At 49.2% G+C, this 24,669-nt stretch carries 21 protein-coding genes; 10 read left to right on the forward strand and 11 right to left on the reverse strand.

All coding sequences use genetic code 11. The features are described from left to right. Positions 1 to 34: 34 nt before the first annotated feature. Together yejK and PCO85_08585 are read left to right on the forward strand one after the other, a co-directional pair. The gene (yejK, locus tag PCO85_08580) at positions 35 to 1,042 is read left to right on the forward strand and encodes a nucleoid-associated protein YejK (protein WJV55425.1); all 1,008 of its coding nucleotides are present in this window, start codon (positions 35 to 37) and stop codon (positions 1,040 to 1,042) included. A gap of 187 nt (positions 1,043 to 1,229) precedes the next feature. Next, a complete protein-coding gene (locus tag PCO85_08585) occupies positions 1,230 to 1,748 on the forward strand; it encodes a GFA family protein (protein WJV55426.1) in 519 nt (172 codons plus the stop codon). A gap of 84 nt (positions 1,749 to 1,832) precedes the next feature. Here the strand turns inward: PCO85_08585 and rplY are convergent, their stop codons facing one another. The 3 genes from rplY to PCO85_08600 all read right to left on the reverse strand — a co-directional run bounded on the left by rplY (position 1,833) and on the right by PCO85_08600 (position 4,257). Continuing rightward, entirely contained in the window at positions 1,833 to 2,117 is a 285-nt protein-coding gene (gene rplY, locus PCO85_08590) for a 50S ribosomal protein L25 (protein WJV55427.1), read from the reverse strand. 136 nt (positions 2,118 to 2,253) lie between these two features. After that, positions 2,254 to 4,014, reverse strand: coding sequence for a DEAD/DEAH box helicase family protein (locus tag PCO85_08595; protein ID WJV55428.1), 1,761 nt, complete (start codon positions 4,012 to 4,014; stop codon positions 2,254 to 2,256). A gap of 3 nt (positions 4,015 to 4,017) precedes the next feature. Further along, positions 4,018 to 4,257 (reverse strand): YecH family protein, encoded by a 240-nt coding sequence (locus PCO85_08600; protein ID WJV55429.1) that lies wholly within the window; start codon positions 4,255 to 4,257, stop codon positions 4,018 to 4,020. Between the two features lie 247 nt (positions 4,258 to 4,504). On the opposite strand from PCO85_08600, the gene rsuA reads away from it, so the two are divergent. From rsuA to PCO85_08615, 3 genes are all read left to right on the forward strand, one after another. Further along, positions 4,505 to 5,203, forward strand: a complete 699-nt coding sequence (gene rsuA, locus PCO85_08605) for a 16S rRNA pseudouridine(516) synthase RsuA (GenBank protein ID WJV55430.1) — start codon at positions 4,505 to 4,507, stop codon at positions 5,201 to 5,203. A 102-nt stretch (positions 5,204 to 5,305) separates the two neighbouring features. Beyond that, complete coding sequence (locus PCO85_08610; protein WJV55431.1) at positions 5,306 to 6,487, forward strand: Bcr/CflA family multidrug efflux MFS transporter; 1,182 nt, start codon at positions 5,306 to 5,308, stop codon at positions 6,485 to 6,487. Between the two features lie 363 nt (positions 6,488 to 6,850). Continuing rightward, positions 6,851 to 7,195, forward strand: coding sequence for a YejG family protein (locus PCO85_08615; protein ID WJV55432.1), 345 nt, complete (start codon positions 6,851 to 6,853; stop codon positions 7,193 to 7,195). 56 nt (positions 7,196 to 7,251) lie between these two features. Here PCO85_08615 and yejF read toward each other — a convergent pair whose 3' ends face one another. From yejF to PCO85_08645, 6 genes are all read right to left on the reverse strand, one after another. Beyond that, entirely contained in the window at positions 7,252 to 8,844 is a 1,593-nt protein-coding gene (yejF, locus tag PCO85_08620) for a microcin C ABC transporter ATP-binding protein YejF (protein ID WJV55433.1), read from the reverse strand. Between the two features lies 1 nt (position 8,845). After that, the gene (locus PCO85_08625; GenBank protein ID WJV55434.1) at positions 8,846 to 9,871 is read right to left on the reverse strand and encodes a microcin C ABC transporter permease; all 1,026 of its coding nucleotides are present in this window, start codon (positions 9,869 to 9,871) and stop codon (positions 8,846 to 8,848) included. Then, a complete protein-coding gene (locus PCO85_08630) occupies positions 9,868 to 10,962 on the reverse strand; it encodes a microcin C ABC transporter permease YejB (GenBank protein WJV55435.1) in 1,095 nt (364 codons plus the stop codon). Before PCO85_08630 ends, PCO85_08625 begins: the two co-directional genes overlap by 4 nt. Before the next feature lie 9 nt (positions 10,963 to 10,971). After that, entirely contained in the window at positions 10,972 to 12,780 is a 1,809-nt protein-coding gene (locus tag PCO85_08635; GenBank protein ID WJV55436.1) for an extracellular solute-binding protein, read from the reverse strand. A 261-nt stretch (positions 12,781 to 13,041) separates the two neighbouring features. Beyond that, positions 13,042 to 13,614: a bifunctional murein DD-endopeptidase/murein LD-carboxypeptidase gene (gene mepS, locus PCO85_08640; GenBank protein WJV55437.1), complete on the reverse strand. Its 573-nt coding sequence runs from the start codon at positions 13,612 to 13,614 to the stop codon at positions 13,042 to 13,044. A gap of 397 nt (positions 13,615 to 14,011) precedes the next feature. Further along, positions 14,012 to 14,728: a phosphatase PAP2 family protein gene (locus PCO85_08645; protein WJV55438.1), complete on the reverse strand. Its 717-nt coding sequence runs from the start codon at positions 14,726 to 14,728 to the stop codon at positions 14,012 to 14,014. A 347-nt stretch (positions 14,729 to 15,075) separates the two neighbouring features. On the opposite strand from PCO85_08645, the gene PCO85_08650 reads away from it, so the two are divergent. From PCO85_08650 to PCO85_08670, 5 genes are read left to right on the forward strand one after another with little or no spacing between them, the layout of a single operon-like run. After that, on the forward strand, positions 15,076 to 16,344 hold the full coding sequence (locus tag PCO85_08650; protein WJV55439.1) for an efflux RND transporter periplasmic adaptor subunit: 1,269 nt from the start codon (positions 15,076 to 15,078) through the stop codon (positions 16,342 to 16,344). Between the two features lie 12 nt (positions 16,345 to 16,356). Then, the gene (locus PCO85_08655; GenBank protein ID WJV55440.1) at positions 16,357 to 17,064 is read left to right on the forward strand and encodes an ABC transporter ATP-binding protein; all 708 of its coding nucleotides are present in this window, start codon (positions 16,357 to 16,359) and stop codon (positions 17,062 to 17,064) included. Between the two features lie 10 nt (positions 17,065 to 17,074). Continuing rightward, entirely contained in the window at positions 17,075 to 19,507 is a 2,433-nt protein-coding gene (locus PCO85_08660; protein ID WJV55441.1) for an ADOP family duplicated permease, read from the forward strand. Between the two features lie 37 nt (positions 19,508 to 19,544). Then, positions 19,545 to 20,996: a sigma-54 dependent transcriptional regulator gene (locus PCO85_08665; GenBank protein WJV55442.1), complete on the forward strand. Its 1,452-nt coding sequence runs from the start codon at positions 19,545 to 19,547 to the stop codon at positions 20,994 to 20,996. Then, a complete protein-coding gene (locus PCO85_08670; GenBank protein ID WJV55443.1) occupies positions 20,996 to 22,312 on the forward strand; it encodes an ATP-binding protein in 1,317 nt (438 codons plus the stop codon). Before PCO85_08665 ends, PCO85_08670 begins: the two co-directional genes overlap by 1 nt. 16 nt (positions 22,313 to 22,328) lie before the next feature. Here the strand turns inward: PCO85_08670 and PCO85_08675 are convergent, their stop codons facing one another. Then, positions 22,329 to 23,318, reverse strand: a complete 990-nt coding sequence (locus PCO85_08675; GenBank protein WJV55444.1) for an alpha/beta fold hydrolase — start codon at positions 23,316 to 23,318, stop codon at positions 22,329 to 22,331. Further along, on the reverse strand, positions 23,308 to 24,666 hold the full coding sequence (locus tag PCO85_08680; GenBank protein WJV55445.1) for an MATE family efflux transporter: 1,359 nt from the start codon (positions 24,664 to 24,666) through the stop codon (positions 23,308 to 23,310). Before PCO85_08680 ends, PCO85_08675 begins: the two co-directional genes overlap by 11 nt. Positions 24,667 to 24,669 lie beyond the last annotated feature (3 nt).

Consider the following 24,669-nt stretch of genomic DNA (forward strand, 5'->3'; position numbering starts at 1 on the left):
TGAATACGTTCCCCCGCTAAAAGGAGAGTTTATCATGAGTCTGGATATCGACCAGATTGCCCTGCATCAGCTCATCAAACGCGATGAGCAAACACTGGAAATGGTGTTGCGTGATTCGCTGTTATCCACCAATGACGCCGTTAACGAAATGATGGCTGAACTGCATCGTGTCTATAGTGCTAAAAATAAGGCCTATGGCCTGTTTAATGAGCAAAGTGAACTGGCAGATGCATTACGTGCCTGCCGTAAGGGAGACGATGACTTTCTGGCATTTACCCGTGCCGCGACAGGGCGTCTGCGTGATGAACTGGCAAAATATCCGTTTGCGGAAGGGGGGGTGGTTCTGTTTTGCCAATATCGCTATTTGGCGGTGGAGTATTTGCTGATCGCGGTGTTGAACAGTTGTAATAGTTTGCGGGTAAACGAACAATTGGATATCAGCAGCACTCATTATCTGGATATTCACCATGCCGATATTGTGGCACGTATCGATTTGACTGAATGGGAGACCAACCCGTCATCAACTCGTTATCTCACTTTCCTGAAAGGGCGGGTCGGGCGCAAGGTATCTGATTTTTTCATGGATTTCCTGGCCGCAGCCGAAGGGCTGGATACCAAAGCGCAGAACCGTGGCTTGCTCAAGGCTGTTGATGACTATTGCGCTGATGCGCAATTGGATAAAAATGAGCGTCAGCAATACCGTCAGCAAGTGTACAGCTATTGCAACGAACAGTTGCAAGCAGGAGATGAGATTGAAGTGGCAGCCTTGTCCGGTGAGTTACCGACTTTAGGAGATCAGAGTTTTCAGGACTTTTCCATCGGACAAGGCTATGAACTTGAGGAGAGTTTCCCGGCAGATCGCAGCACGTTGCGGCAACTGACCAAGTTCGCCGGCAGTGGCGGCGGCCTGAGTATCAACTTCGATGCATTACTGTTGGGGGAACGTATTTTCTGGGATCCGGCGACTGATACTTTGACTATCAAGGGAACACCACCGAATTTGCGTGATCAACTACAGCGTCGCCTGGGCGGCGGTAACTGATCTGTTGCGATATGGATTTGTATTGAATCAGGATTTTTGTAAAAAATGTGGGCAGAGCAAGGTATTGATAACTGATTATTCGGTATTTTACTGGCAATCTGGGGCCTCGGCTGAGTGTGTTTTTAGCGAATTAATACCGGGAAACCATTACTGAAACCAGCAAAACCACCGCAGATAAGGGGTACTGATGCAAAACCCATATCCTATGGACGGCAGTTGTGATTGTGGGGCTATCCGCTACCGTCTGAAATGCGCACCGTTGGTAGTGCACTGCTGCCATTGTAGCTGGTGTCAGCGGGAAAGCGGCTCGGCATTTGCCTTGAATGCCATGATTGAGTCAGACAACGTGGAATTGCTCAGTGGTGAGCCTCTGCTGGTGAACACACCATCCAACAGCGGACAAGGGCAACAGATCGCTCGCTGTCCTAAATGCTATGTGGCATTGTGGAGCCACTATGCTGGCAGTGGCCCGCTGACCCGGTTCGTGCGGGTTGGGACCTTGACTCATCCGGAACTGTTGCCGCCAGATGTGCATATTTTTACCCAATCTAAACTACCGTGGGTGATTCTGCCGCAGGAAACTCCGGCGTTTGCCGAATACTACGACCGCCAAACGGTGTGGCAAGAAGAGAGCCTGCGGCGTGCGGCCCTGTTGGTGCCGAAAATCAAAGCGTATCAAGCTGCTTTAAGGTCACCCCGGAACTGAAGTTCACCGCCGTTGTCGATAGAAATAAAAAACGCCGCTAATGCGGCGTTTTTCTCTCCGGGATACCGGATAACTTCAGCGTGATTAAACGCGAACGAAGTCGATGTGAGTTAATTTAGGCTTGAAAGCATGACGCTGAACAGCCTGAATTTTCACTTTGGTTTCTTTGCCATCGATAACGAGGGAGATAACTGCATCGTAAAAACCGCCTTTCCCTTCCTGGTTTTTAACGATATCGTGATCCAGCTCGATAGAAACCGGCGCTTCCGCACCACCATAAACGATGGCTGGGAATTTGTTCGCATTACGCAGGCGGCGGCTCGCACCCTTACCCTGCTCTTTGCGTACTTCTGCATTGATAGTAATCATGTCTTTCTCGACTTTAAAAAAGTGATCCTGCTACAGGCGACCCAGCAACAGGTTGGATATTCCGCTTGTGTTTAGACAAAAGCGGGCGGAATTCTATCGGAATCTGGCCCAGCGGGCAAATGAAACCGCCATTTAATCAGCCGCGCAGTTCATTCGCTCTGCGGTAGCGGCCCTGGTAGTCGAATATTTTTTCCCGCACTTGCCAGAATTTGCCTTGTTGGCGTGCGACAACAAAATCGGGAGCTCGCAGTAGCGGTTGTTGCTGTGTGATCTCGGCGGCAGTCTGCCAGTGGAAGGGGATACCGGGCGCACGCAGGTGGACGCGTAGAAAATGGATCTGAAAAACGTGCCGCTGGGCCGGTGTCTGCAAGCGGAAACGCTCACTAACTTCAGCACCATCTTCATCATGATAGGTGATGTTCAACCATTCGCCTTTGGTATCCAGGCCATGAACCATACTCATACCACTGCAACGCAGTACCAGCGCGTCTTTCAGCTTTAGCGCCGCTTTCAGCATGTCGTCCGGGTCTACCAGTATTTCTTCACATTGATGGCAACGGCGGGCGGCAATATCATTTTCTGCTCCACAGTGCGGACAGGTTTTGAAACGAAAGCGGTAATCGCATTGTTGACGGCGGCCATCCTCATCCTCACTCCACCCCTGACAGCGTCTCCCGTAGTGTTCAATCACGGTGCCGTCGTCGGTACATTTGCCCCAGAACAGATTGGCAAAGCCGCACTGTGGGCAGAAGACCTGTACTGGCTGGCTATCGCTATGCGGTTTACGCTTGCCGACTTCGGGTGTATACAGGTCGTGTGGATTACCGGCGTAGTCGAGAATCAGACAATCAGTTTTTCCCGCAGACAATCGCAAACCGCGCCCGACGATCTGCTGATAGAGGCTGACGGATTCGGTCGGGCGTAGAATGGCGATAACGTCTACGTGAGGAGCATCAAAACCGGTGGTTAATACGGCGACATTGACCAGATAGCGCAATTGTTGCTGTTTAAACGCCTCAATCAGCGAATCACGTCTGGCTGCTGGTGTGTCAGCGCTGATAAGCGCGGCCTGACCGTCGGGTAGCAAACGTTCAATCTCACTGGCATGTTCCACCGTGGCGGCAAAAATCATCACCCCGTTACGATCGGCGGCATATTCGACAATCTGGTGGATAATTTGTGGTGTAACCCGTTGTTGACGTTTCAATTCACGGTTAAGGTCTTCCTCGCTGAATAAACCGTTACTGTGAGCGCTCAACTGGCTGAAATCATACTGTACTACTGGCATATCCAGGCGCTGTGGCGGCACCAGAAAAGCGTGCTTGATCATGTAGCGTAGCGGTAACTCATAAATGCAGTCCCGGAACAGGCAGTGCTCATCACCCCGGATCATGCCGTGGTAGTGGTATTGATAGATCCAGCCTTTTCCCAGGCGGTAGGGTGTAGCAGTCAGTCCCAGCAAACGCAACTGTGCATTGGATTGTTGGAGATGATGAATAATTTGCTGATATTGGCTGCTATCGTCGTCGCTGACCCGGTGGCATTCATCAATAATCAATAATGAAAAAGCCTGTTCAAACAGGGCCAGATTGCGGGCGACTGACTGTACGCTGCCAAAAACCACCTTGCCCTGACTCTGTCGCTGTTGCAGTCCGGCGGCAAAGATGTTGGCCTCCAGCCCCAGGGCACAGTATTTTTCGTGGTTCTGCGCTACCAGCTCTTTGACATGCGCCAGCACCAGCACGCGACCACGGGCTAACCGGGCCAGTTCGGCGATCACCAGACTTTTTCCCGCGCCAGTGGGCAGAACGATCACGGCGGGTGTAGTGTGGTGCCGAAAGTAGTCGAGGGTGGCTGTTACGGCATCTTGCTGATAAGGCCGCAGTGTAAAAGACATCGCCTAGTGTTGACAGATTTTACTGGCGTGGGTGGTAAAACGCGCACTCTGCAGAACAAATTTGCCTTTCCTGGCTAAAAACTGCACCAGCATCTCGGCGGTCATATCGCTGGCCGAGTAAGTATGAAAGCGGGCATCGTTGCCAAAGCGGATGTTTATGGTGGTGATTAACTGTTCAGTCGTAAAAGGGGTTTCGGCCGCCAGCATCATTTGCAGCACCTCATGACCATGAATAGATGACATCGTATCGCTCCTTATTATAAATTGCTTCCATTATGCCTGTTACTCATGGCAGGAGCGACCCTTTGGGTCAGTGGGTCAATAGTGTCTGATTGACTGGGTCTCTCCATCGGCGTAACACGCCGTTATGCTAATGTGTGCTTAGGGTGTATAACGCTACTCTTCTTTTTTTATGCTGACGGGCAGATCTCGCGCTTCTGGCGGATTCAACCTGGTCAGTCAGCCGGGTAATATAGGCAGTAAACGTTTAATGAGACTGGATAAATTTCTATCCCAACAGTTAGGGATAAGCCGTTCACTGATCGTGCGGGAATTGCGCGCCCAGCGGGTTACGGTGCAAGGTGAAGTGATAAAAAGCGGATCATTCAAACTGCTACCGGAACACGTGGTTGAATTTGACGGCAAGCCCCTGCAACAGCAAAACGGGCCACGTTATTTTATGCTGCACAAACCGCTGGGTTATGTCTGTTCTACCGACGATCCTGACCATCCGACAATCCTTTATTTTATGGATGAGCCGGTAGCGTATAAATTGCATCCCGCCGGACGGCTGGATATTGATACCAGTGGCTTGGTGTTATTAACCGATGATGGCCAGTGGTCGCACCGGATCACGTCGCCAAAACACCATTGTGAAAAAACCTATCTGGTGACGCTTGAACAGCCAGTGAATGCCGATACCGCAGCGCAATTTGCGACAGGTATACAATTGCATAATGAAAAAACACTGACCCGTCCCGCGCTGCTGGAGAAGGTAACGGAATATCAGGTGAGGTTGACGATCAGTGAAGGCCGCTACCATCAGGTAAAACGGATGTTTGCCGCCGTGGGGAACCATGTTGTGGCGCTGCATCGTGAACGCATCGGTGCCATTGTGCTGGGCAGTGATCTGAAACCGGGAGAGTACCGTGCGCTGACGGCGGAGGAAGTTGCCAGCGTCGGGTTGTAACTGCCTGCATTTGGAACGGACGTCCTGTAATACGATTAACTCTTTATCCCCGCTGATGCTACTGGCAGCGGGCTTTTGTCATCTCTAAAGGAATTGTTTTCCGTGCGTCCACAACATTCGTCCCGGCTGCGTCTTATTTTTATCCTTGGTTTGATCTCCATGTTGATGCCAATAGCCATTGACATGTATTTGCCAGCATTACCCGTGATTGCAAAAGAATTTAACGTGGACCCCGGTCGGGTACAGATGACGCTTAGCGCTTACGTGTTGGGGTTCGCCATCGGCCAACTTTTTTACGGGCCGATGTCCGACAGTATAGGACGCAAACCGGTGATCCTGGGGGGCGTTCTGGTTTTCACTATCGCCGCTGCCGCCTGTGCGCTGTCTCAAACGGTGGAACAACTGATTTACATGCGTTTTCTGCATGGCTTGTCAGCCGCCTCGGCCAGCGTAGTGATTAATGCGTTGATGCGGGATATGTTCTCCAAAGATGAGTTCTCTCGCATGATGTCGTTTGTGATTCTGGTGATGACAATTGCACCCTTGCTGGCGCCGATCATCGGTGGTGCATTGTTATTCTGGTTCAGTTGGCATGCAATATTCTGGACCATTTCTGGTGCAGCGCTGATGGCTACAATTTTTGTATGGTTGTTTATCCCGGAGTCGCTACCAGTGGAGCGGCGTCAGCGCTTTCATTTGCGCACTACGTTGGGTAATTTTTCTCAGCTGTGTCGTCACAAGCGGGTATTTGGCTACATGTTGGCCAGCGGATTCTCTTTTGCCGGGATGTTCTCTTTTCTGAGTGCCGGGCCGTTTGTTTATATCGATCTGAATGGGGTGTCTCCCCAGAATTTTGGCTACTACTTTGCTCTGAATATTGTTGTTCTGTTCCTGATGACGTTGTTGAATAGCCGCATTGTCTCCCGCATGGGACCGATGTTTATGTTCCGGTTGGGGCTGATTATCCAGTTTTCTATGGGCATTTTTCTGCTGTTGGTCTGTGCGTTCAATCTTGGATTCCTGTCATTGGTTGTCGGGGTGGCGTTGTTTGTCGGTTGCGTGGCTACCGTCGCATCCAACGCGATGGCGGTTATTCTTGATGGTTTCCCTCATATGGCAGGTACGGCGTCATCATTGGCGGGTACACTACGTTTTGGTTTGGGTTCACTGATCGGTGCCGTGTTATCTTTATCGTCGTTTCAGAGTGCCTGGCCGATGGTGATTTCTATGGCATTCTGTTCTGTCTCCGCCGCTGCCCTGTATCTGTATGCCAGTCGTTCCTGAGTCTTTTTGAACAAGGGGCGTTTCCCGTCTGGTTGTCACGATCATCATTACTATAGTGCTGATACTCTCAAGGCAATAGGGAGTTGTTGTCTGTCTTGTAATTTATTTGTTTTAAAAGTGAACAACATGAAAAATAAGTTGAGATATGAGGCGTAAAAGGTTACATATAGCGAAAAATAGCTCAGATTCGTGATCCTTGTAACAGAATTAATCGTCCTGACAGTCATTAAACGCACGAATATTAATCAATCGCTAAGAAAATGTTAGCTTCTTGAGCAAAAAAAAAGTGAAATTCAAAAAGTATGCATTACATATGTTATAATTTTGTAAATTATGCAGTCTGCCTAGCTGAGGAAAACCGTCGTGAATAGTCTCCAACTTTCGGTAGTTCATCGCTTGCCGCAAAGTTATCGCTGGTTAACTGGGTTTACCGGTGTGAAAGTGGAACCGATTCCGCTCAGTGGCAAGGACGATGATAATAATTTGATTGGTTTCAAACTGTTAAGTCATGATGGCAAAGATGCATGGAAAATCCTGCATCAGTTGGATCAATACCTGGATGAAATCCATGTTCAATGCACTGTATTGGAATGGGACAGTGAACCTTGCCTGTTTCTGCATCGGAACGATGAAAGTACAGCATTATGCCATCTGAAAAACGTTGGTGTCGCCATTGCCGAGTCTATCGCCGCTCAGCATCCCTTCTGAAACAGCAACAGCGGTTGGCCCTGTTGCTGCCCCATAGATAAGTCTGCGTTGTGGTCTTAAGCTGAGAGTTGTAATAACTGCCGGGTATATTCCTGCACCGGGTGGGCAAATACGTGCTGACAAGAACCTTGTTCAACCACTTCACCATGGCGCAACACGATAACCTGATGACATAACGCATGTACAATATGGAGGTCGTGACTGATAAACAGGTAGGTCAGACGGTGTTTCTGTTGCAGTGTTTTCAACAACATCAGAATTTGTGCTTGCACAGTACGATCCAACGATGAGGTGGGTTCATCAAGAATCAGCAGCTCTGGTTGTAGAATCAGTGCCCGCGCAATAGCGATACGCTGACGTTGACCGCCGGAAAATTCGGCTGGATAGCGGTGACGTGTCTCGGGATCCAGTCCCACTTCCTGCATGGCCTGGATAACGCGCTGTTCCTGTTCGGCAGCGCTCAGTTTTTGATGAACGGTCAGCCCTTCGGCAATAATCTGTTCGGCATTGAAGCGCGGATTCAGTGAGGAGTTGGGGTCTTGAAAAACCACCTGAATTCGACGGCGGATGGGAAGCATCTGTTTACGGTTAAACGTATGTAGTGGTTGTCCATCAAACCAGATTTCCCCACGTGACGTCAGCAGCCGCAGTAATGCCAGTCCGGTAGTGCTCTTGCCGGAACCGGACTCGCCCACCAATCCCAGACTTTCTCCCCGCCGCAGAGTAAAGCAGAGATCATTGACCACCTTTTTTTCATCAACAGTACGCCGCAGCAGACCGCGCTTGATGGAAAAAGCGACATTGAGGTGATTGACGCGCAGTAATTCGGTTTGGTCATCGGTCAAGGGTAACGGCATACCGCCAGGCTCGGCATCCAGCAATTGCCGAGTATAAGCGTGCTGAGGCGCGGAAAATAACATCCTGGTCGAATTATGCTCGACGCACTGACCTGATTTCATTACGGCCACGTTATCGGCCAGACGTTTGACAATATTCAGATTATGGGTGATGAACAGCAGAGCCATCCCCAACTCCTGTTTCAGTGATGTCAGTAACGTCAGTATTTGCGCCTGTACGGTCACATCCAGCGCAGTAGTCGGTTCATCCGCAATCAGGAGATCTGGCTGGGTTAGCAAGGCCATTGCAATCATTACCCGTTGCCGTTCACCACCAGAAAGCTGGTGTGGAAAATCCGCCAGTCGTGCGCTGGCCTGCCGAATGCCAACGCGTTCCAGACAACTGATAATCTCTCCTTTGGCAGCTTCACGACGCATTCCCTGATGCAGTGACAGCACTTCCGCCAACTGTTTTTCAATGGATTGCAATGGGTTGAGGGAAACCATAGGCTCCTGAAAAATCATGGCGATGCGGTTACCTCGCACCTGCCGTAGTGTGGCTTCATCGGCGTGCAGTAGTGACTGCCCCTCAAACAGGATGTCTCCTTGCGGGTAAACCACCGGCGGAGAAGGCAGCAGACGCAGAATCGACAAGGCGGTCACACTTTTCCCTGAACCGGACTCACCGACCAGCGCCAGCGTTTCACCTTGCGCCACTTCCAGTGAGATCTGATCAACCACGCGTTTTTCTTCCGCACCATGACGAAACGCGATGCTGAGGTCCTTGATTTGTAACAACGGAGTACCGGACATATTAATGCGCCTTGCTCGGGTCGAAAGCGTCGCGAACCGCTTCGCCGATAAAAATAAGGAGTGAAAGAATAAGCGCCAGTACGATAAATACCGTCATACCCAGCCAGGGCGCTTGCAGATTGTTTTTCCCCTCCAGCAACAAGCTTCCCAGTGATGGTGAACCAATTGGCAACCCGAAGCCGAGAAAATCCAATGAAGTCAGTGTTGTAATAGAGCCACAGAGGATGAACGGCAGATAGGTGAGGGTGGCGACCATGGCATTGGGTAACATGCAACGAAACATAATGGACCGATCGCTGACACCCATGGCCTGGGCAGCGCGGATATAGTCAAAATTACGTGTTCGCAGGAATTCAGCCCGTACCACGCCCACCAGACTCATCCAGCCGAATAATACCGTGATCCCGAGCAGCCACCAGAAGTTAGGCTGAATGACGCTGGATAGCAGAATGATCAGAAACAGCGTCGGCATACCGGACCATACTTCGATAAAGCGCTGTCCCCATAAATCCACATACCCGCCATAGTAGCCTTGTGCCGCACCGACAACGATACCCATCACACTGGAGAGGAGTGTCAGCGCCAGTCCAAACAACAGAGAAATGCGAAAACCATACAGCACCTGTGCCAGTACATCTTTTCCCTGACTATCTGTGCCGAGCAAATTGTAGCGTGAAGGCGGAGAAGGGAAAGAAACCTGGGTGGCGTAGTTGATGGTGCGGTAACTGTAGTGGATCGGCGGCCAGATCGCCCAGCCGTGTTTTGCCAGTCGCGCCGCTACATAAGGATCACGATAATCGGCTTGAGTGCCAAATTCACCGCCGAACGTGGTCTCGCTGTAATTCACCATGAACGGGACATAAAACTGGCCGTCATAGCGCACCAGCAGCGGTTTGTCGTTGGCGATAAGTTCGGAAAACAACGTGGCGATGAACAGCACCATAAAGACCCATAGCGACCAGTAACCGCGACGGTTACTTCTGAATCTTGCCCAGCGCGCCTGGTTCATTGGGCTTAAGCGGCTCATTGGCGTTCCTCAAAATCAATACGCGGGTCAACCAGTGTGTAGGTCATATCACTGACGATATTCAGCAGCAGTCCGATGATGGTGAAGATATACAGCGTGCCGAACATCACCGGGTAATCGCGTTGCAATGTCGCGTCATATCCCAGCAGTCCCAGTCCGTTAAGAGAGAACATGACTTCAATCAACAGCGAGCCGGTAAAGAACATACTGATAAACGTGGCTGGAAATCCGGCGATGACCAGCAACATGGCATTACGGAAGACATGGCGGTAGAGAATGGTTTTTTCATCCAATCCTTTGGCCCGTGCCGTGATGACATACTGTTTACGGATTTCATCCATAAAGGAGTTTTTGGTCAACATGGTCAGGGTAGCGAAACCGCCGATTACCGTTGCCAGTACCGGCAGTGTAATGTGCCACAGATAGTCAGTGATTTTGCCGTACCAGGGAAGGGTATCAAAGTTGCTGGAAACTAATCCGCGCAGCGGAAACCAGTCCAGATAACTGCCGCCGGCAAAGAGTACAATCAGTAGAATGGCAAACAGAAACGCGGGAATGGCGTAGCCGATAATAATCAGGCTACTACTCCAGGTATCGAATGCCGTTCCGTTTTTCACCGCTTTTTTGATACCCAGCGGAATGGAAACCAGATAGATGATCAGCGTGCTCCATAACCCCAGTGAAATGGATACCGGCATGCTTTCTTTGATCAGTTCGATGACGGATGAGCCGCGAAACAGGCTGTTGCCAAAATCGAAACGGATATAATTCCATAGCAGCTTGAAATAGCGCTCATGGATAGGTTTGTCAAAGCCGTAACGTTGGGTGATTTCCGCAATAATCTCTGGGTCCAGGCCGCGGGATCCCCGATAAGCATTCTCTGCTGAAGGCGTGCCGCTACCGCCTGAACGGGCCATGCCACTTCCGGTGCCACCCGCGGTAAAACCACTGCCTTGCCCCAGTTCAATAGCGGCAATGGCCTGATCAACCGGGCCTCCCGGTGCAATCTGTACAATAAAAAAGTTAATGGTAATAATGGCCCACAATGTGGGGATGATGAGCAACAGGCGACGTAACAGGTAGCTTCCCACATCAACTCCTTATCGGCGTTCTTCAGGTAGCGTCGCGGCCTTACTGGCATCGTACCACCAGCTATCAAAACCCAGCGAATAAGCGGGGCGTACCGCCGGCATTGCAAATTTGTTCCAGTAGGCGTAACGATCATGGTTGGAGTACCACATCGGTATCATGAACTGATTCCAGGTCAGCACCCGGTCTAATGCGCGACCCAGTGCCAGTAATGCGTCTTTATCGCCCTGGTGTCGCATGATGTCGTCGATCAGACTGTCAATAGCCGGATCTTCTACGCCCGAGGTATTGTAGGTTGAGTTGATGTATTTTGAACTCCAACTGAATTGCAGATTGGCATTGGGATACGGCTCAGCACTATATAGCGTCGGTATCATGTCAAAGTCCCGCTTGCGCAACCGGTTATTAAACTGTGGGGAATCCACACTACGGATGCTCATCTGGATGCCGAGTCGTTGCAGATTTTGCTGGAATGGTTGCACATATAGCGCATTGGCTGAACTGGGAATAAGCAGTTCAAAGGCGAAAGGTTGACCGCTCTGGCGATTCACCAGCGTTTGGTCTTTTATAATCCAGCCCGCCTGTGCCAACAGGTGTTGCGCCTTTAATAAATTAGGCCGATCGTAGCCACTGCCATCGGATACCGGCGGTTGATAGCGAGGGCCAAATACTTCCGCTGGAATTTTACCTTTCAGCGGCGTTAGCCAGGCCAGTTCTGCCGTAGAAGGCTTGCCTTGCGCCGCATATTCCGTATTCTGAAAGTAACTGTTGGCCCGCTGATAGCTGTTGAAAAATAGAGCCTTATTCATCCAGTTAAAATCAAACGCTAACGTTAGCGCCTGTCTGACCCGCCGATCGGAAAATAAAGGGCGATGAATGTTAAATGCCATCCAACGCGTATCCTGTGCGCTCTGGTTTGGCTCATCTTTCTTGATAATGTAACCTCGTTTAAAGTTACCGCCCTGATATTGCGTGGCCCAGTGTTTGGGGGAGCTTTCTATCCGCAGGTCGAACGCGCCTGCCTTGAACGCTTCGAGGGCCACATTGTCGTCCAGATAGTAGTCGTAGCGAATATGGTCAAAATTGTAGCGGCCCTTATTGACCGGCAGATCCGCCGCCCAATAATTTTTTACCCGTGAATAGGTGACATATTGTCCCATTCGATAGTCGGTAATGCGATAAGGGCCACTGGCCAGCGGCGGGGACGATAATGGTTCGTTGAATTTATGCTTTTCCCAGAATTTCTCAGACATTATCGGTAATGTCAGCAGGCTGACCATTTTCATTCTGCCGGGTTTGGCAAAATCATAGCGTATTGTCAACGGTGCAATAACTTTGGCGGTAACGCCTTTCATATAAATACGAAACTGCGGTACGCCCTGAGTCATAAACATGTTGAAGGTGTAAGCCACATCAGTTGCAGTAATCGGTGAACCGTCATGAAAGCGTGCGTTGGGATTCATATCCACTTCAATCCAGCTATCATCGCTGGCATGGCGTGCACGTTGTGCAATCAGTGGATAATAACTGCCGGGTTCATCCTCAGAAGGCGTATAGAGCGCATCGTACAGCTGGCCGGTGCGGATAGCGCTAATGCCTCGTAAAGCGTAGAGGTTAAAATTGTCGAAGGTGCCAAGTGCGTAAAGTGTGACATCGCCACCTTTAGGGGCATCAGGATTGACATAATCGAAGTGGGTAAAATTTTTATCATATTTAGGCGAGCCCAACAGAGCAAAGGCAAAAACCTGTTTGATGGTTTCAGCATGGCCGATCAGTGGGCAGGTTGCTAACAGCACAGCAGTAACGACACGTTTAAACATCGGGGTGTTCAGCTCCTGAGAACCCATGTTATATAACCTGCCAGACGTATTATCTCATGTATGTCGGCGGCTGGGACGACACGATAAAGTTTTTGAAATATTTAGCAATAAACACGCCGGCACCATTGCATTTTTATCATGAATCAGTCAGAGAAACTTATCTTTGATCACATAAGGCGCAGGACAGATATAGAAAAACGCCGCTGTTGAGGTAGCGGCGTTTCACTTCGTTTGGCATTAGAACAGGGAATGAAAACAGCGTTAACTCTGTGGATCTCTATTAAGAACCCGTCGCCCTTCCTGATAACGGCGATTCCAGTAACTTTCATCCATGCTGGAAATCATCACACCACCGCTGGTGGAGGCGTGGACAAATTGCCGGTTACCAAGATAGATGCCGACATGGCGGCCTGTTGAGCCAGCACGGAATAGCACAAGATCGCCAACGCGTAGCTTGCTGCGTTGAATTTTTTTACCGATTTCCTGCTGTTCATAAGTGGACCGAGGCAGATCCATACCAAACTGTTCACGGAATGTGCGCTGTACGAAAGCTGAACAGTCGATACCGCGCTTGCTGTCACCGCCTAAACGGTAACGAACGCCTTTCCAACTAGCATATTGGTTAAGTAATCTGGATTTAATATCCAGATTATGAACCATTGCTTCAAATTCATCCTGAGAGGCTTGTAGTGAAGGGTCGCCATTAACCACATGCCTATCAGTTTGTGCATTCAGGTTCGCATTGTTGTTAGTACAGGCAGTGAGCACAATGGCCACTGCAATCGCTGGCATCGTCCGCCAGATATATCTCAAAATCGGTTGAGACTTGACCATTACGATTATATTCCCTTGATGTCCTTAACGATAATACCAATCGTTATGTGTGTTAATGCCAAACGAAAACGGGATTCAGCGTAAAGCACTACTATTTATAGGACAATTACCGATCTGCCAAACTGTGCAATACAGCACATAATTCCCTCAACTGAGCAGATAAGTGCATAAAAATAGTTTGCCGCGATGAGCCTACCGTATTGGAAAACAGATTGCGAGTATTTTTGCTTATTTCATTTATATGATTTCATGATGAAATCCCTCCCCCCATGCAAGATATAGCGCCGATATTTCGAGCTGATAACACAGCATAAAAAATTGTTGATTGGCATGAGCGCCGTAGCAGTGAGAAAGATGTCCGCTACGGCTAAAGGTAAAAATAGATGAAGTAAAAGGGCTAGTTTGTGGTGGTACTCGAAGGGGTCTTGCTGGGTAAGCGACGTTCAATCGCTTCGATCAGGAGATCGCTGGCGGGGGTTAATAACCACCAACTCAATCCCACTAAAACGATGGAAAGAGAACCGACAATGATATCCGTCAGCCAGTGGGCACCGATCATGACTCGTGGCAAAGAGAATACGACGGTGATGAGCAGACTTATTGCAAACGCTTTACCGCCAAAATAGCGCAGCATAAAGGCGGAAAAAACCATCAGCAGCATACCGTGGTCGCCAGGAAAACTGTCGCTGGAACTGTCTTTGGTCGGAAAACCGGTCAGTTCGCTGACACGATTGATACCATCGAAATACAGCGTAGGACTGGCATGTTGTACCGGGAGTGCATGTCCCAATTGGTTCAGTACCAACGCTGTCAACAGCATGACCACCCCGGTTGTCAACATATGGCGCCGACCACTCGAGTCGCGTGCTACATAGAGGGACAGATACAACAAACCCATAGCTAACAGGGAACACCCATCAAAGGCTCGGTTGTTGGTAATCGCCACCAGTTTAAGAAATACAGGGCTGGTGGCCAGATGCTGATTGAAATAGAAAAAGGTATTTTTATCTATAACAAACCAGAATCCATGGTTCATGGGTAAATACCAAGAAAAAAACAGGATGATACCCACACTATTTAACAGCAAGATAAGTAAAAGATTACGTTTTGACATAGGAATTAATAACATTTTTGTAATGCTCGTTGATAGTGAATAATACTTATTTCAGTATCGTCGGCATGATCATTTCTTGCCATATCACCATCACACTAATGACATATTAATGTCATATTTCTTCTCTGGTGAGACGCGATAATCCTGGGTTGCATTCCTGTTAAATCAGCATCCTTGTCGCGCATAAAGTCTGTGTCCCATATTCTGGAACTCGTCCCATTTGTATCTGTAGTTTGTTGTCAGAAATGGGAATTTAGTCGTCTTTAAATATAAAATACATAAATATCAATTATATAAAAATTGGCATGAATGCTGCTTAATGTTGTTCTGAATCAAATAATAATTAAGTGAAAAAGACGATGGATGTTCAGCGTAAAACCAGCAAATTCACTATCAAGCGAGTGGCAATGGCAACTTCACTGTTGATTGTGATTGCCATCGCCAGTTTCTATGCACTGAGCTATACCCCTGACGGATATAAAGTCAGTGCATCCAGTCTGCTGATTGGCGCAGTCAAGAAAGGCAATATGGTGGTAGAAGTGCGAGGTAATGGTTCGCTGGTTCCCCGCAATATCAGCTGGGTTGCCGCCAATGTGGATGGTCGTGTTGAGTCAGTAAAAGTGAAAGCGGGTGCATTTGTTAATACCGGTGATGTGATAGCCGAAATGGTTAATCCAGATTTGGTGCAGGCTACTGAAGAGTTACGTTGGGAATTGGCGGCGAAGGAAGCGGATACCAAAGCGCTTGAGAGTCGGCATGAGAGTAATCTGCTGGGTGCACAGGTGGCAATTGTCGATGCCAGACAAAAATATGAACATGCGAAGCTGGAATATGATGCCGCTGAAATTTTAAATAAACGTAATAATGGTTCGGTATCCATGCTGGTTTACCGCCGTTCCAAACTGGCAACGCAGCAAAACAAACAGAGTCTGGATCTCACCCGTCTACAGTTGGAAAAACTGAAAATTGCGCAGAAAGCAGATATGGATGCGAACTATGCCCGCGTGAGTAAATTGAAAAATATGCTGGCTCGTTCAGAGTCACAAATTCGTTCATTAACGGTGCGGGCAACAGAATCTGGAGTCATTCAGACCATAAATCTTGAAGTGGGGCAGCGTATCAGCACTGGTTACAACATTGCCCGTGTGGCACGGAAAGACCAACTGATAGCCGAATTGAACGTGCCCGAACGACAAATCCGCGATGTGGCCCTCGGCCAATCGGTCACCATCAATACACAGATCCACAATATTCAGGGCAAAGTTTCCCGTATTGATCCCTCAGTCATTAATGGCACGGTGTTGGTTGATGTCGAATTAACCGGTCCACTGCCAGATGAAGCCCGGCCAGATTTAAGTATTGAAGGTTCGATACAGGTCGCCCGCCTGACCAATATACTTTATGTCCCCAGGCCACTGTATGCGCAGAATAATATGCCAGGCATTGTCTATAAACTTTCCGCTGATGGCAAAAGCGCCAAAAAAGTCCAGGTGGTATTTGGCAAAGGTTCAGCAGATGAAATTGCCATCAGTAGCGGACTGTCGGTTGCGGATAGGATTGTTTTATCCAGTTATCATGCGTGGGATCATGTTGAACAGATTAGCATTACTCGTTAAGAGGATAAGTGTATGTCAGCAATTGTAGAGTTAAAAAGCATTAAGAAAGTGTTTTATACCGAGGAGATGGAAACGCATGCACTGAGCGACATCTGTTTCACCATTAATAAAGGTGAATATATTTCCATTTCCGGCCCCTCTGGCTGTGGCAAATCGACGTTATTGTCTATCCTTGGCTTGCTCGATAAACCCAGTGAAGGCGAATATAAAATTAACGGTATCGATGTAGGCCACCTCAACGCGAAACAGCAGGCGGTGATCCGCAATCAGGAAATCGGATTCGTTTTCCAGTCATTTAATCTGATTAGCGACCTGACGGTAGAAGAGAATGTCATGTTGCCGCTGACCTACCGCAAAGGAATGCATAAGAAAGAGATGAAATTGATGGCGCAGTCGGCATTGGAAAAAGTAGATATGAAGCATCGCGGCAAACACTTTCCTGCCCAGCTTTCTGGCGGTCAGCAGCAGCGTGTTGCGGTGGCCCGCGCCATTGTGGGTAACCCGACGCTGGTATTGGCGGATGAACCAACCGGTAATCTGGATTCCAAAAACGCCGATGCGGTAATCGCGCTGTTTGATCAGTTACACCAAACGGGTTCGACCATTTGCATGGTGACCCATGATGCTCGTTCGGCGGCAAGGGCGCTGCGACAGATTGAAATTTTTGATGGCATGGTCATTGATGATCGACTGTTGCGAAACTCGATGTGCCTGGCCTGAGGAGCGTTTTATGTCCACTCTGTTCGATTTTCGCTATGCCTGCCGTCTGTTATTGAAACGGCCCGGTTTTTCACTGTTCACTATATTAATCATGGCAGTCGGGCTGGGATTATGCATCTACATGTATTCCATTATTAACAGCCTGGTTCTCAAGCCGTTGCCGTTTAAGGACGGCGATCGGATGGTCATGATCAGCCCCAGTATTAACGATGTGCGGCTGGGCGATTCTCCCATCAGTTTTATGGACTATCTTGATATCAAAGCGCACAGCACGCGTTTGGAGCAGGTGGGTTACTATTATGGTGATGTCGCGAACATTAATCTCGACGGCCAGGCATCACGCTATATTGCCATTCGTTCAGGGCCTGATTTTTTCCCTTTTACCGGTGTTCAGGCCGCTAAAGGCCGGTTGTTCAATCAACAGGATGCAGGCGAAGGCGCTAATCCTGTGGCGGTGATCGGGTATGCGCTATGGCAGAACTATTTTGGCGGACGTCAGGATATTCTCGCTCAGTCGCTGCTGGTGAATGGTGTCAGTACCCAAATCATCGGCGTTATGCCAAAGGGGTATGCCTTCCCGATGAATAATCAAATCTGGCTGCCCACCACGTTGAATCCTGCGCATATTACGGTCGAAAATGCACCGAAGGTCCAGGTTTTCGCCAAGATCAAACCAGGTTTTACGCTGGCTGATGTGGACGTTGAACTGAAAAATATCATGGCCGGGCGTGAGCAGCGCTTTCCTGAAATCAACGGTGGGCATTCCGCTTTTGCCATCACCTTTATGGACAGTTTCATGGGGGAAGATTCAAAACCGATCTTTCTGGTGATGTTACTGGCGGTGCTGCTGGTGTTGCTGCTGGCTTGTTGTAACGTTGGCAACATGCTGCTGGTCAGAGCGATTGAGCGTAGTAAAGAAACTGCTATTCGTGTGGCTCATGGCGCTCCGCCGTTACGCGTAGTGATGCAGATGATGTGGGAGAGTGTCATTCTTTGCTGTGCTGGTGGCATTGTGGGGCTGCTGCTGGCTGGCTGGGGTATTTCATTAACCGGTAGTCTGATTACCTCTGTTGTGCCGGATAAACCACCGTTCTGGTGGCAACTCGGCATTGATACCGATGTGGTGGTGAAGGCCCTGATTCTGGTGGTTATTGCCAGTATTATTACCGGGGCGCTGCCTGCCTGGAAAATTGTACACAGTAATGTCAACGATGCGCTACGGGATGGTACACGCGGTGCCCAAAGCCGTAATAGTAGTCGCATCAGTCGCGGACTGGTGATTTTTGAAGTGGCGCTCTCCAGTTCGGTGCTCTGCGTGGGGGTGCTACTTGCTTTGGTGGTCGCTCAGGCTGCGAAAATTGACTATGGCGTGGACAGTAATAATGTCTGGACGGCAAAGGTGAGTCTGCCGCCGATTAATTACCCTGATGACGCCAGCAAAGTGAATTTCTTTAACCGTCTGGTGAGCGATTTGAAAACCCAGCCCGGGGTCGTGCAAGCGGGACTGATGAGCCGCCTTCCCGGGGAATTCACCTCGGCCAGCAGTATTGAACTGGAAGGTAGTAGCTTCACGCGATCCAACCGTAATCAGTTCCCCCGAGCCAACGATGTGGTTGTTTATCCATCCTCGCTGAGCGCGTTGGGAATTATGCCGGAAGAGGGCCGGTTGCTGACACAGAATGATGATGCTCAATCGCAAAAGGTGGTAGTGATAACCCGCTCATTCGCCCAGCGTTACTGGCCAGATGAAAAAGACGTGGTCGGTAAACGTATCCGCTGGATCGATGGCGAAGATCATGCATGGTACACGGTGGTAGGAGTTATACCGCATGTGATTCAGGGCCGGCCTTTTGGTCATAGTCAGTGGATGCCTTCCGTCTACCGTTCCATGCTTCAGGTTCCCCAGGAGCAGATATCCGTGGTGGTTACCGGCGTACCGCATGAGAACCTGAGCAATGTGATTCGACATGCCGTCAGCAGCATTGATGCTCAACTGCCGGTATATCAGGAGAAAACGTTACAGGAAGTGATTGACCGTAACACCTCCGGGTTAAGCTATATCTCTATTTTGTTTAACATTTTCGGTATAATGGCGGTATTGCTGGCGGGCAGTGGTATCTATGGTGTGATGGCGAAAACGATTAATCAGCGTTATCAGGAGTTTGGCACCCGTCGCGCCCTTGGCGCCACCAGAGGCGATATTATCGCGCTGATTATGCGGCAAGGATGGTGGCAACTGGTATTGGGATTAGTGATTAGCGTGCCGGTCATCGGTGCCATCAGCCCGATGATTCTGGTTACCTTCGGGTATCCCGGCATTGGTATGATGATGCTATTTTCCATCACATCATTGATGATTGGTCTGGTTGTCACGTTCGCCATCCTGTTACCAGCAAAACGTGCAGTGCAGACCAGTCCAATGGATGCCCTGCGACATCAATAACTGCGCCATAGATGAAAAAAGGCTGAGAACATAAAGTATGGGCAAAAGATACCGGGTTCTGGTCGCCGACGATGATGCCATCATCCTCAGTACACTCAAACTGATGTTGAAAGTGCATCAGTTTGAGGTGATTACCGCAACTCAGCCGGAAGAGGTGTTAACCCAGGTACGCCAGGGAACACCGGATATTGCGCTGGTTGATCTCAACTACCAGCGTGACACAACCTCGGGTCAGGAGGGGTTGTCTCTGATTGAGAGTATCCGGCAGATTGATGCCGATCTTCCCGTGGTCGTCATGAGCGGTTGGGGCTCGATAGATATTGCTGTTGACGCCATGAAAAATGGCGCCGCTGATTTTATTCAGAAGCCCTGGGAAAATGAGCGTCTGGTCCATGTGCTCAATACCCAGCTACAATTGGTGGAAGGCATAAAAAAACAGCGTTCGCTCCTGCAACAGAATACGTTGTTGCAGGAGCAACTGCATCCGTGCCTACAGAAGAACATTGTTGCCTGCTCCAGGGCGATGCAGGAGCTGTTAAACCTGCTTGACCAGGTGATTCCAAGCGATGCCAGTATTTTGCTGACTGGTGAAAATGGCACCGGTAAAAGTATGCTGGCGAGTTATATTCATCAGCGTTCGATGCGACGTGAGATGAGCTATGTTTCGGTCAACATGGGGTGTATTCCTGACAGTTTGTTTGAAAGTGAAATGTTCGGGCATGTCAAAGGGGCATTTACTGATGCCAAACAGCAGCGTATCGGCCGTTTTGAACTGGCGGATGGCGGCACGCTTTTCCTCGATGAAATAGGTAACACGCCGCTGAATCAGCAGGTCAAACTCTTGAGAATGCTGGAGGAACGGCAGTTCGAAAAAGTCGGCGCCAGTAAGACGCAGTTCGCTGATGTCCGCATTATTGCCGCCACCAATGCAGACTTCGATACCATGATTGCCAACGGCTCGTTTCGCCGTGATCTCTACTACCGGTTGAACACCTTTGAATTTCGTGTGCCAGCGTTACGCGAAAGACCGGAGGATATTGGCCCGTTGGCACAAGGAATGATGGCGGCATTTGCCGAAAAATACCGCAAACCGGTGCTGGTGCTGACGTCTGAAGCGCTGGAATTGTTGCAACAATATCCATGGCCGGGAAATATCCGCGAGCTTAATCATATTCTGGAGCGAGCCGTACTGCTTAGCCGGGCCGGGACGCTGGATGTACCATTGTTGAAAATGGTACTGTCCATGGATTTCACGCCTAACAACGCCGATAGCCGATTACCGTGTGAGCCAACCTGCGCGGATAATCTGCCCGGAATCTCTGCGGCAGTGGATTTGGATGATGAGGGTACGTGGCAAACATTGGACGATATTGAACAGATGGCGCTTCAGCAGCGTCTGCGGGAGTTCGATGGGAATGTCATTGAAGCCGCCGAGTCTTTAGGCCTGAGCCGCAGCGCATTTTATCGCAGGTTAAAAAAGAATAGCTGATGAATATAGCCTGGAGCTCGCTAGAAGCGTTACAGCGTTGGCTGATACTGTTGGCGTCATTACCCTCGGCCATTAGCGTGATCGCTCTGATGATCTGGAATGGATTCTCCGGTTATCTGGTGGCGCTGGTGGCGCTAATGCTCTGTGTCTCTATTGGTTATTGTGTGCTCATGACCCGTCAATCCCTGCATTATCAGATAGCCACGCTGATGAATTTAATTGAAGCCATCACGCACAATGATTTCAGCTTACGTGGTAAGCAGCAGAAAAAAAACAGCGCCTTGAATGGGTTGATTGACATGATCAATGAACTGGCCTCTTCAATGCAGCAGCAACGCTTGACGGTGAAGCAACAGCAGTACCTGGTTAAAACCGTGATTAATAATATTGATGTGGCCATTGTGGCTATCAATAATCAGGGTGAAGTGGCTTTTCTCAATAACACCGCGGCAAAACTGCTTAACACCACGCCTCAGACCATACAGGGACAATCTCTGGAATCACTGCCGTTTAAACCGCTATTTGAGCAGCCGGAAAACAGTGTTATTGAATGGAATTTTCCAGAGCGTCACGGGAGATTCAAGATTGGGCATGACAGCTACTTTGAAGACGGATTGCGCCAGCGGTTGTTGTTTATCACGGATGTCAGTCAGTTACTGCGTGAGGAAGAGTATCGGGCCTGGAGAAATCTACTGCGTGTCATGAGCCATGAGATTAATAATACCTTGACCCCGATCGCTTCACTCAGCCAGGTATTGACGTCATTGATCCCCACGGAAGAGAAGGAAGAGTACCAGGACATTCGTGATGGATTACAGATCATTCATGAAAGAGCCAATAACCTGAAAAGCTTTGTCGAAAGTTATCGGAAGTTGGCCTCTTTACCCAAACCCGAAAAGTCATTACAGGATGCGGGTGAATTGATTCGTAATCTGTTGCCGCTTTTCGAGCACCGTAAAATAGTGCTTCATGATTCAGGCCGGGCAATGATCAATATTGATGCTGTACAAATAGAACAGTTGATGATCAATATTCTGAAAAATGCGGATGAGTCGATGGCTGACGAGATCGACGGTGTGGTGACATTAGGCTGGCAGATTAAAGAGAACAAATTTCATCTCGACGTGCTTGATGAGGGGCATGGTATTGGCAACAGAGACAATTTGTTTGTTCCTTTTTACAGTACGAAGAAAAATGGTAGTGGTATCGGTCTGATGCTTTCGCGGCAAATTGTGGAACTACACGGTGGTTATTTCAGTCTGGAAAATCGTCGGGATAGAACCGGATGTAAGGTAAGTATTACGCTTCCCGTGTAGAGCGGTTCCATTGTATTCACTCCGTGTTAACGTTGCTTTCTTTTCCTTCGTGCATAAACGTGATGATGCGTTGGTGAAGGGCATGGTCCTTCAGTATGCCTCGATGTCCCAGGCCCGAGGTCAGAAACAGCTGGCTGTCGGGAAAAGCGCTGACCATATTGTAAGCCTGATGCAAATCTATATTACTGTCATCACGATCATGACAAATCAACGTGGGAATAGGGATAGCCTTCCAGGATGTGGTGGAAATAAGATCAGGATGCAGGCCATAACGCTGATGGTACTCTTCTGCCAATTGACTGCGTAACGAAGAGGGAACCCGGTGATAGTCAATCCAGGCATCCAGCAGACAGGCAAAAGAGTCTGGACTGCTGATATTCACCAGTTGATGGCAGTCTAGCCCTTTCCATTTCGCCAGGGTTGCGGCAGTACCACCGAATGAGTGACCAATAACCGTCTTGAAAGGACCGTAGTGATTACCCAGCATGAGCAGCAATTGCACCAGATCATAGAAAGAACAGCGCTCGCCGGCTGAATTGCCGTGTGCCAACAGATCGGGTGCAATCACTTCATAACCTTGAGCGACCAGTTTTTCAGCCAGCGGACGGAACATCACACTGTGCCCCTCCCAGCCATGTACCAACAGCACGCGCTGGTGGGATCCCGGCCCTGACCGGTAAACGGTGATCTGTTGGCCGGCGAACACCAGAGAATCCTTATTCAAGGATTGAAGATAAAGCAGATCGCTGTTTTTACAGGGCATTCGGTGCGGATGTTCGAACAGCGCGATGGCATAATCAACGGCGCGATGCGGTGAAATCCTGTTTAGAATGGTGATATCCACCTGCCGTAATCTACGGCAAGTGTGGCCGTAATGCGTTTCTGGCGTAATCTGCGTTTTCAGCAGCAGGCTGGGGCGGCGTTTCAATTTGACCAGACAATGGTTGTAGCGGTAATGGGCCACTGCGGCCAGTTTCAATAATGGGTAACAGAGATCATACAGCATTCAGTTTTCCCATCTTTTTGACCAGCAGGTAGTACTCGTAAACAAACACGGTCAAATAGAGAAGATTAAAGACCAGGATGATGTTAATCAGCCGGTGAATATTCTGCCCACCGTCGGCCAGTAACACTGCCATTATCAACAAGGCTTCCATCACAAACGTCACTAGCAGCACCCGTTTACCTCGACCTAATTGCTCCAGAATGGTTTGTATGCTTGCCACCAGAGATGTCATGAAAAAAGTGGGTAGCAGCCATGCCATTATCAGATAGGCGGTTTTGCGGATCTCTTCGCTACCCGCCAGTAGATCGACCAACAGGTGTTGGCTGAAAAAGGCGAGCAGGGTAAAAACCAGGTAGCTGAGAGCTATCCAACCCAGTCCTTTACTGAGGATTCGGCTCAATGTGGTGGATGTAGCACTGTTGGATAGCTTTTGGTTTACGCAGATAGCGATGGCGGAACCGATAGCCACGGCGGGAATAATAAAGAAAGTGCGTAGTTTGACCACAATCAGAAAACCGGTGGCGTAGCCGAGACCTGACTTACTGAGTAAGGGAAAGATGACCGCTGAACTGGCGAAAGCCAGCATCATGGACAGAAAAATTGGCACGCCAGCATCGGCGGTGATCGCCAGCAGTCGGGGTAAATAGGTCCTTGCCTGAGCGTGTTCGCCTTGAGAAACCGTTTTCACCATAGTGATATATGAGCACGGCAGCAGCATCAGCGCCGCGATCAGATTGGAGTAAATAACAGCAGAGAAACCAAGGTGATAGTAGTTAAAACCAATATAGCAACTGATAAAATTGATAAGAATAAAACCAATAATAAACGTCATACTGGATTTGCTTTTACTTTGCCCACGCAGTGCGGCATTGCTGAGTTCAAAGATCAGAAAAGGAATCAGCGATAGCATATAAACCGGCAAAATCGTGTTGAATAACCGGGTATTGTTACTGACATAAAGATGTTGCAGTGGGGCGGCGAATAACCAACTGCATAGTGCAATTAATGCCAGAAACAGTGCGCCGACCAGGGCGAAAAGCAGCGTACTGTTTATTACGTTGCGGCGCGGCCAGTGCTGCGTGGAACGGGCGCTGAAGATCTGATTCGTAATCGTCAGGCATTCAAGCAAGGCAATAAATAGAAAATGAAACGGCTGTAACATGGAGAGCAGGTACAGTGCATCATTACCGGCGCTATTGTTACCCAGAATCCAGATCTGGCCGTTTTGTGACAGTGAAACCACTACGGCCGTTAAGATCATTGGCCAGGCCAAGGTGACAACTTGTCTTAAATCACTCTGTCGTGGATATTCCGCGGCATAAAGTGCGGGTTGTTTGGACGTTGTCATAAA

This window comes from Prodigiosinella aquatilis, assembly GCA_030388725.1.
GTDB classification, from domain to species: Bacteria; Pseudomonadota; Gammaproteobacteria; order Enterobacterales; family Enterobacteriaceae; genus Prodigiosinella; species Prodigiosinella aquatilis.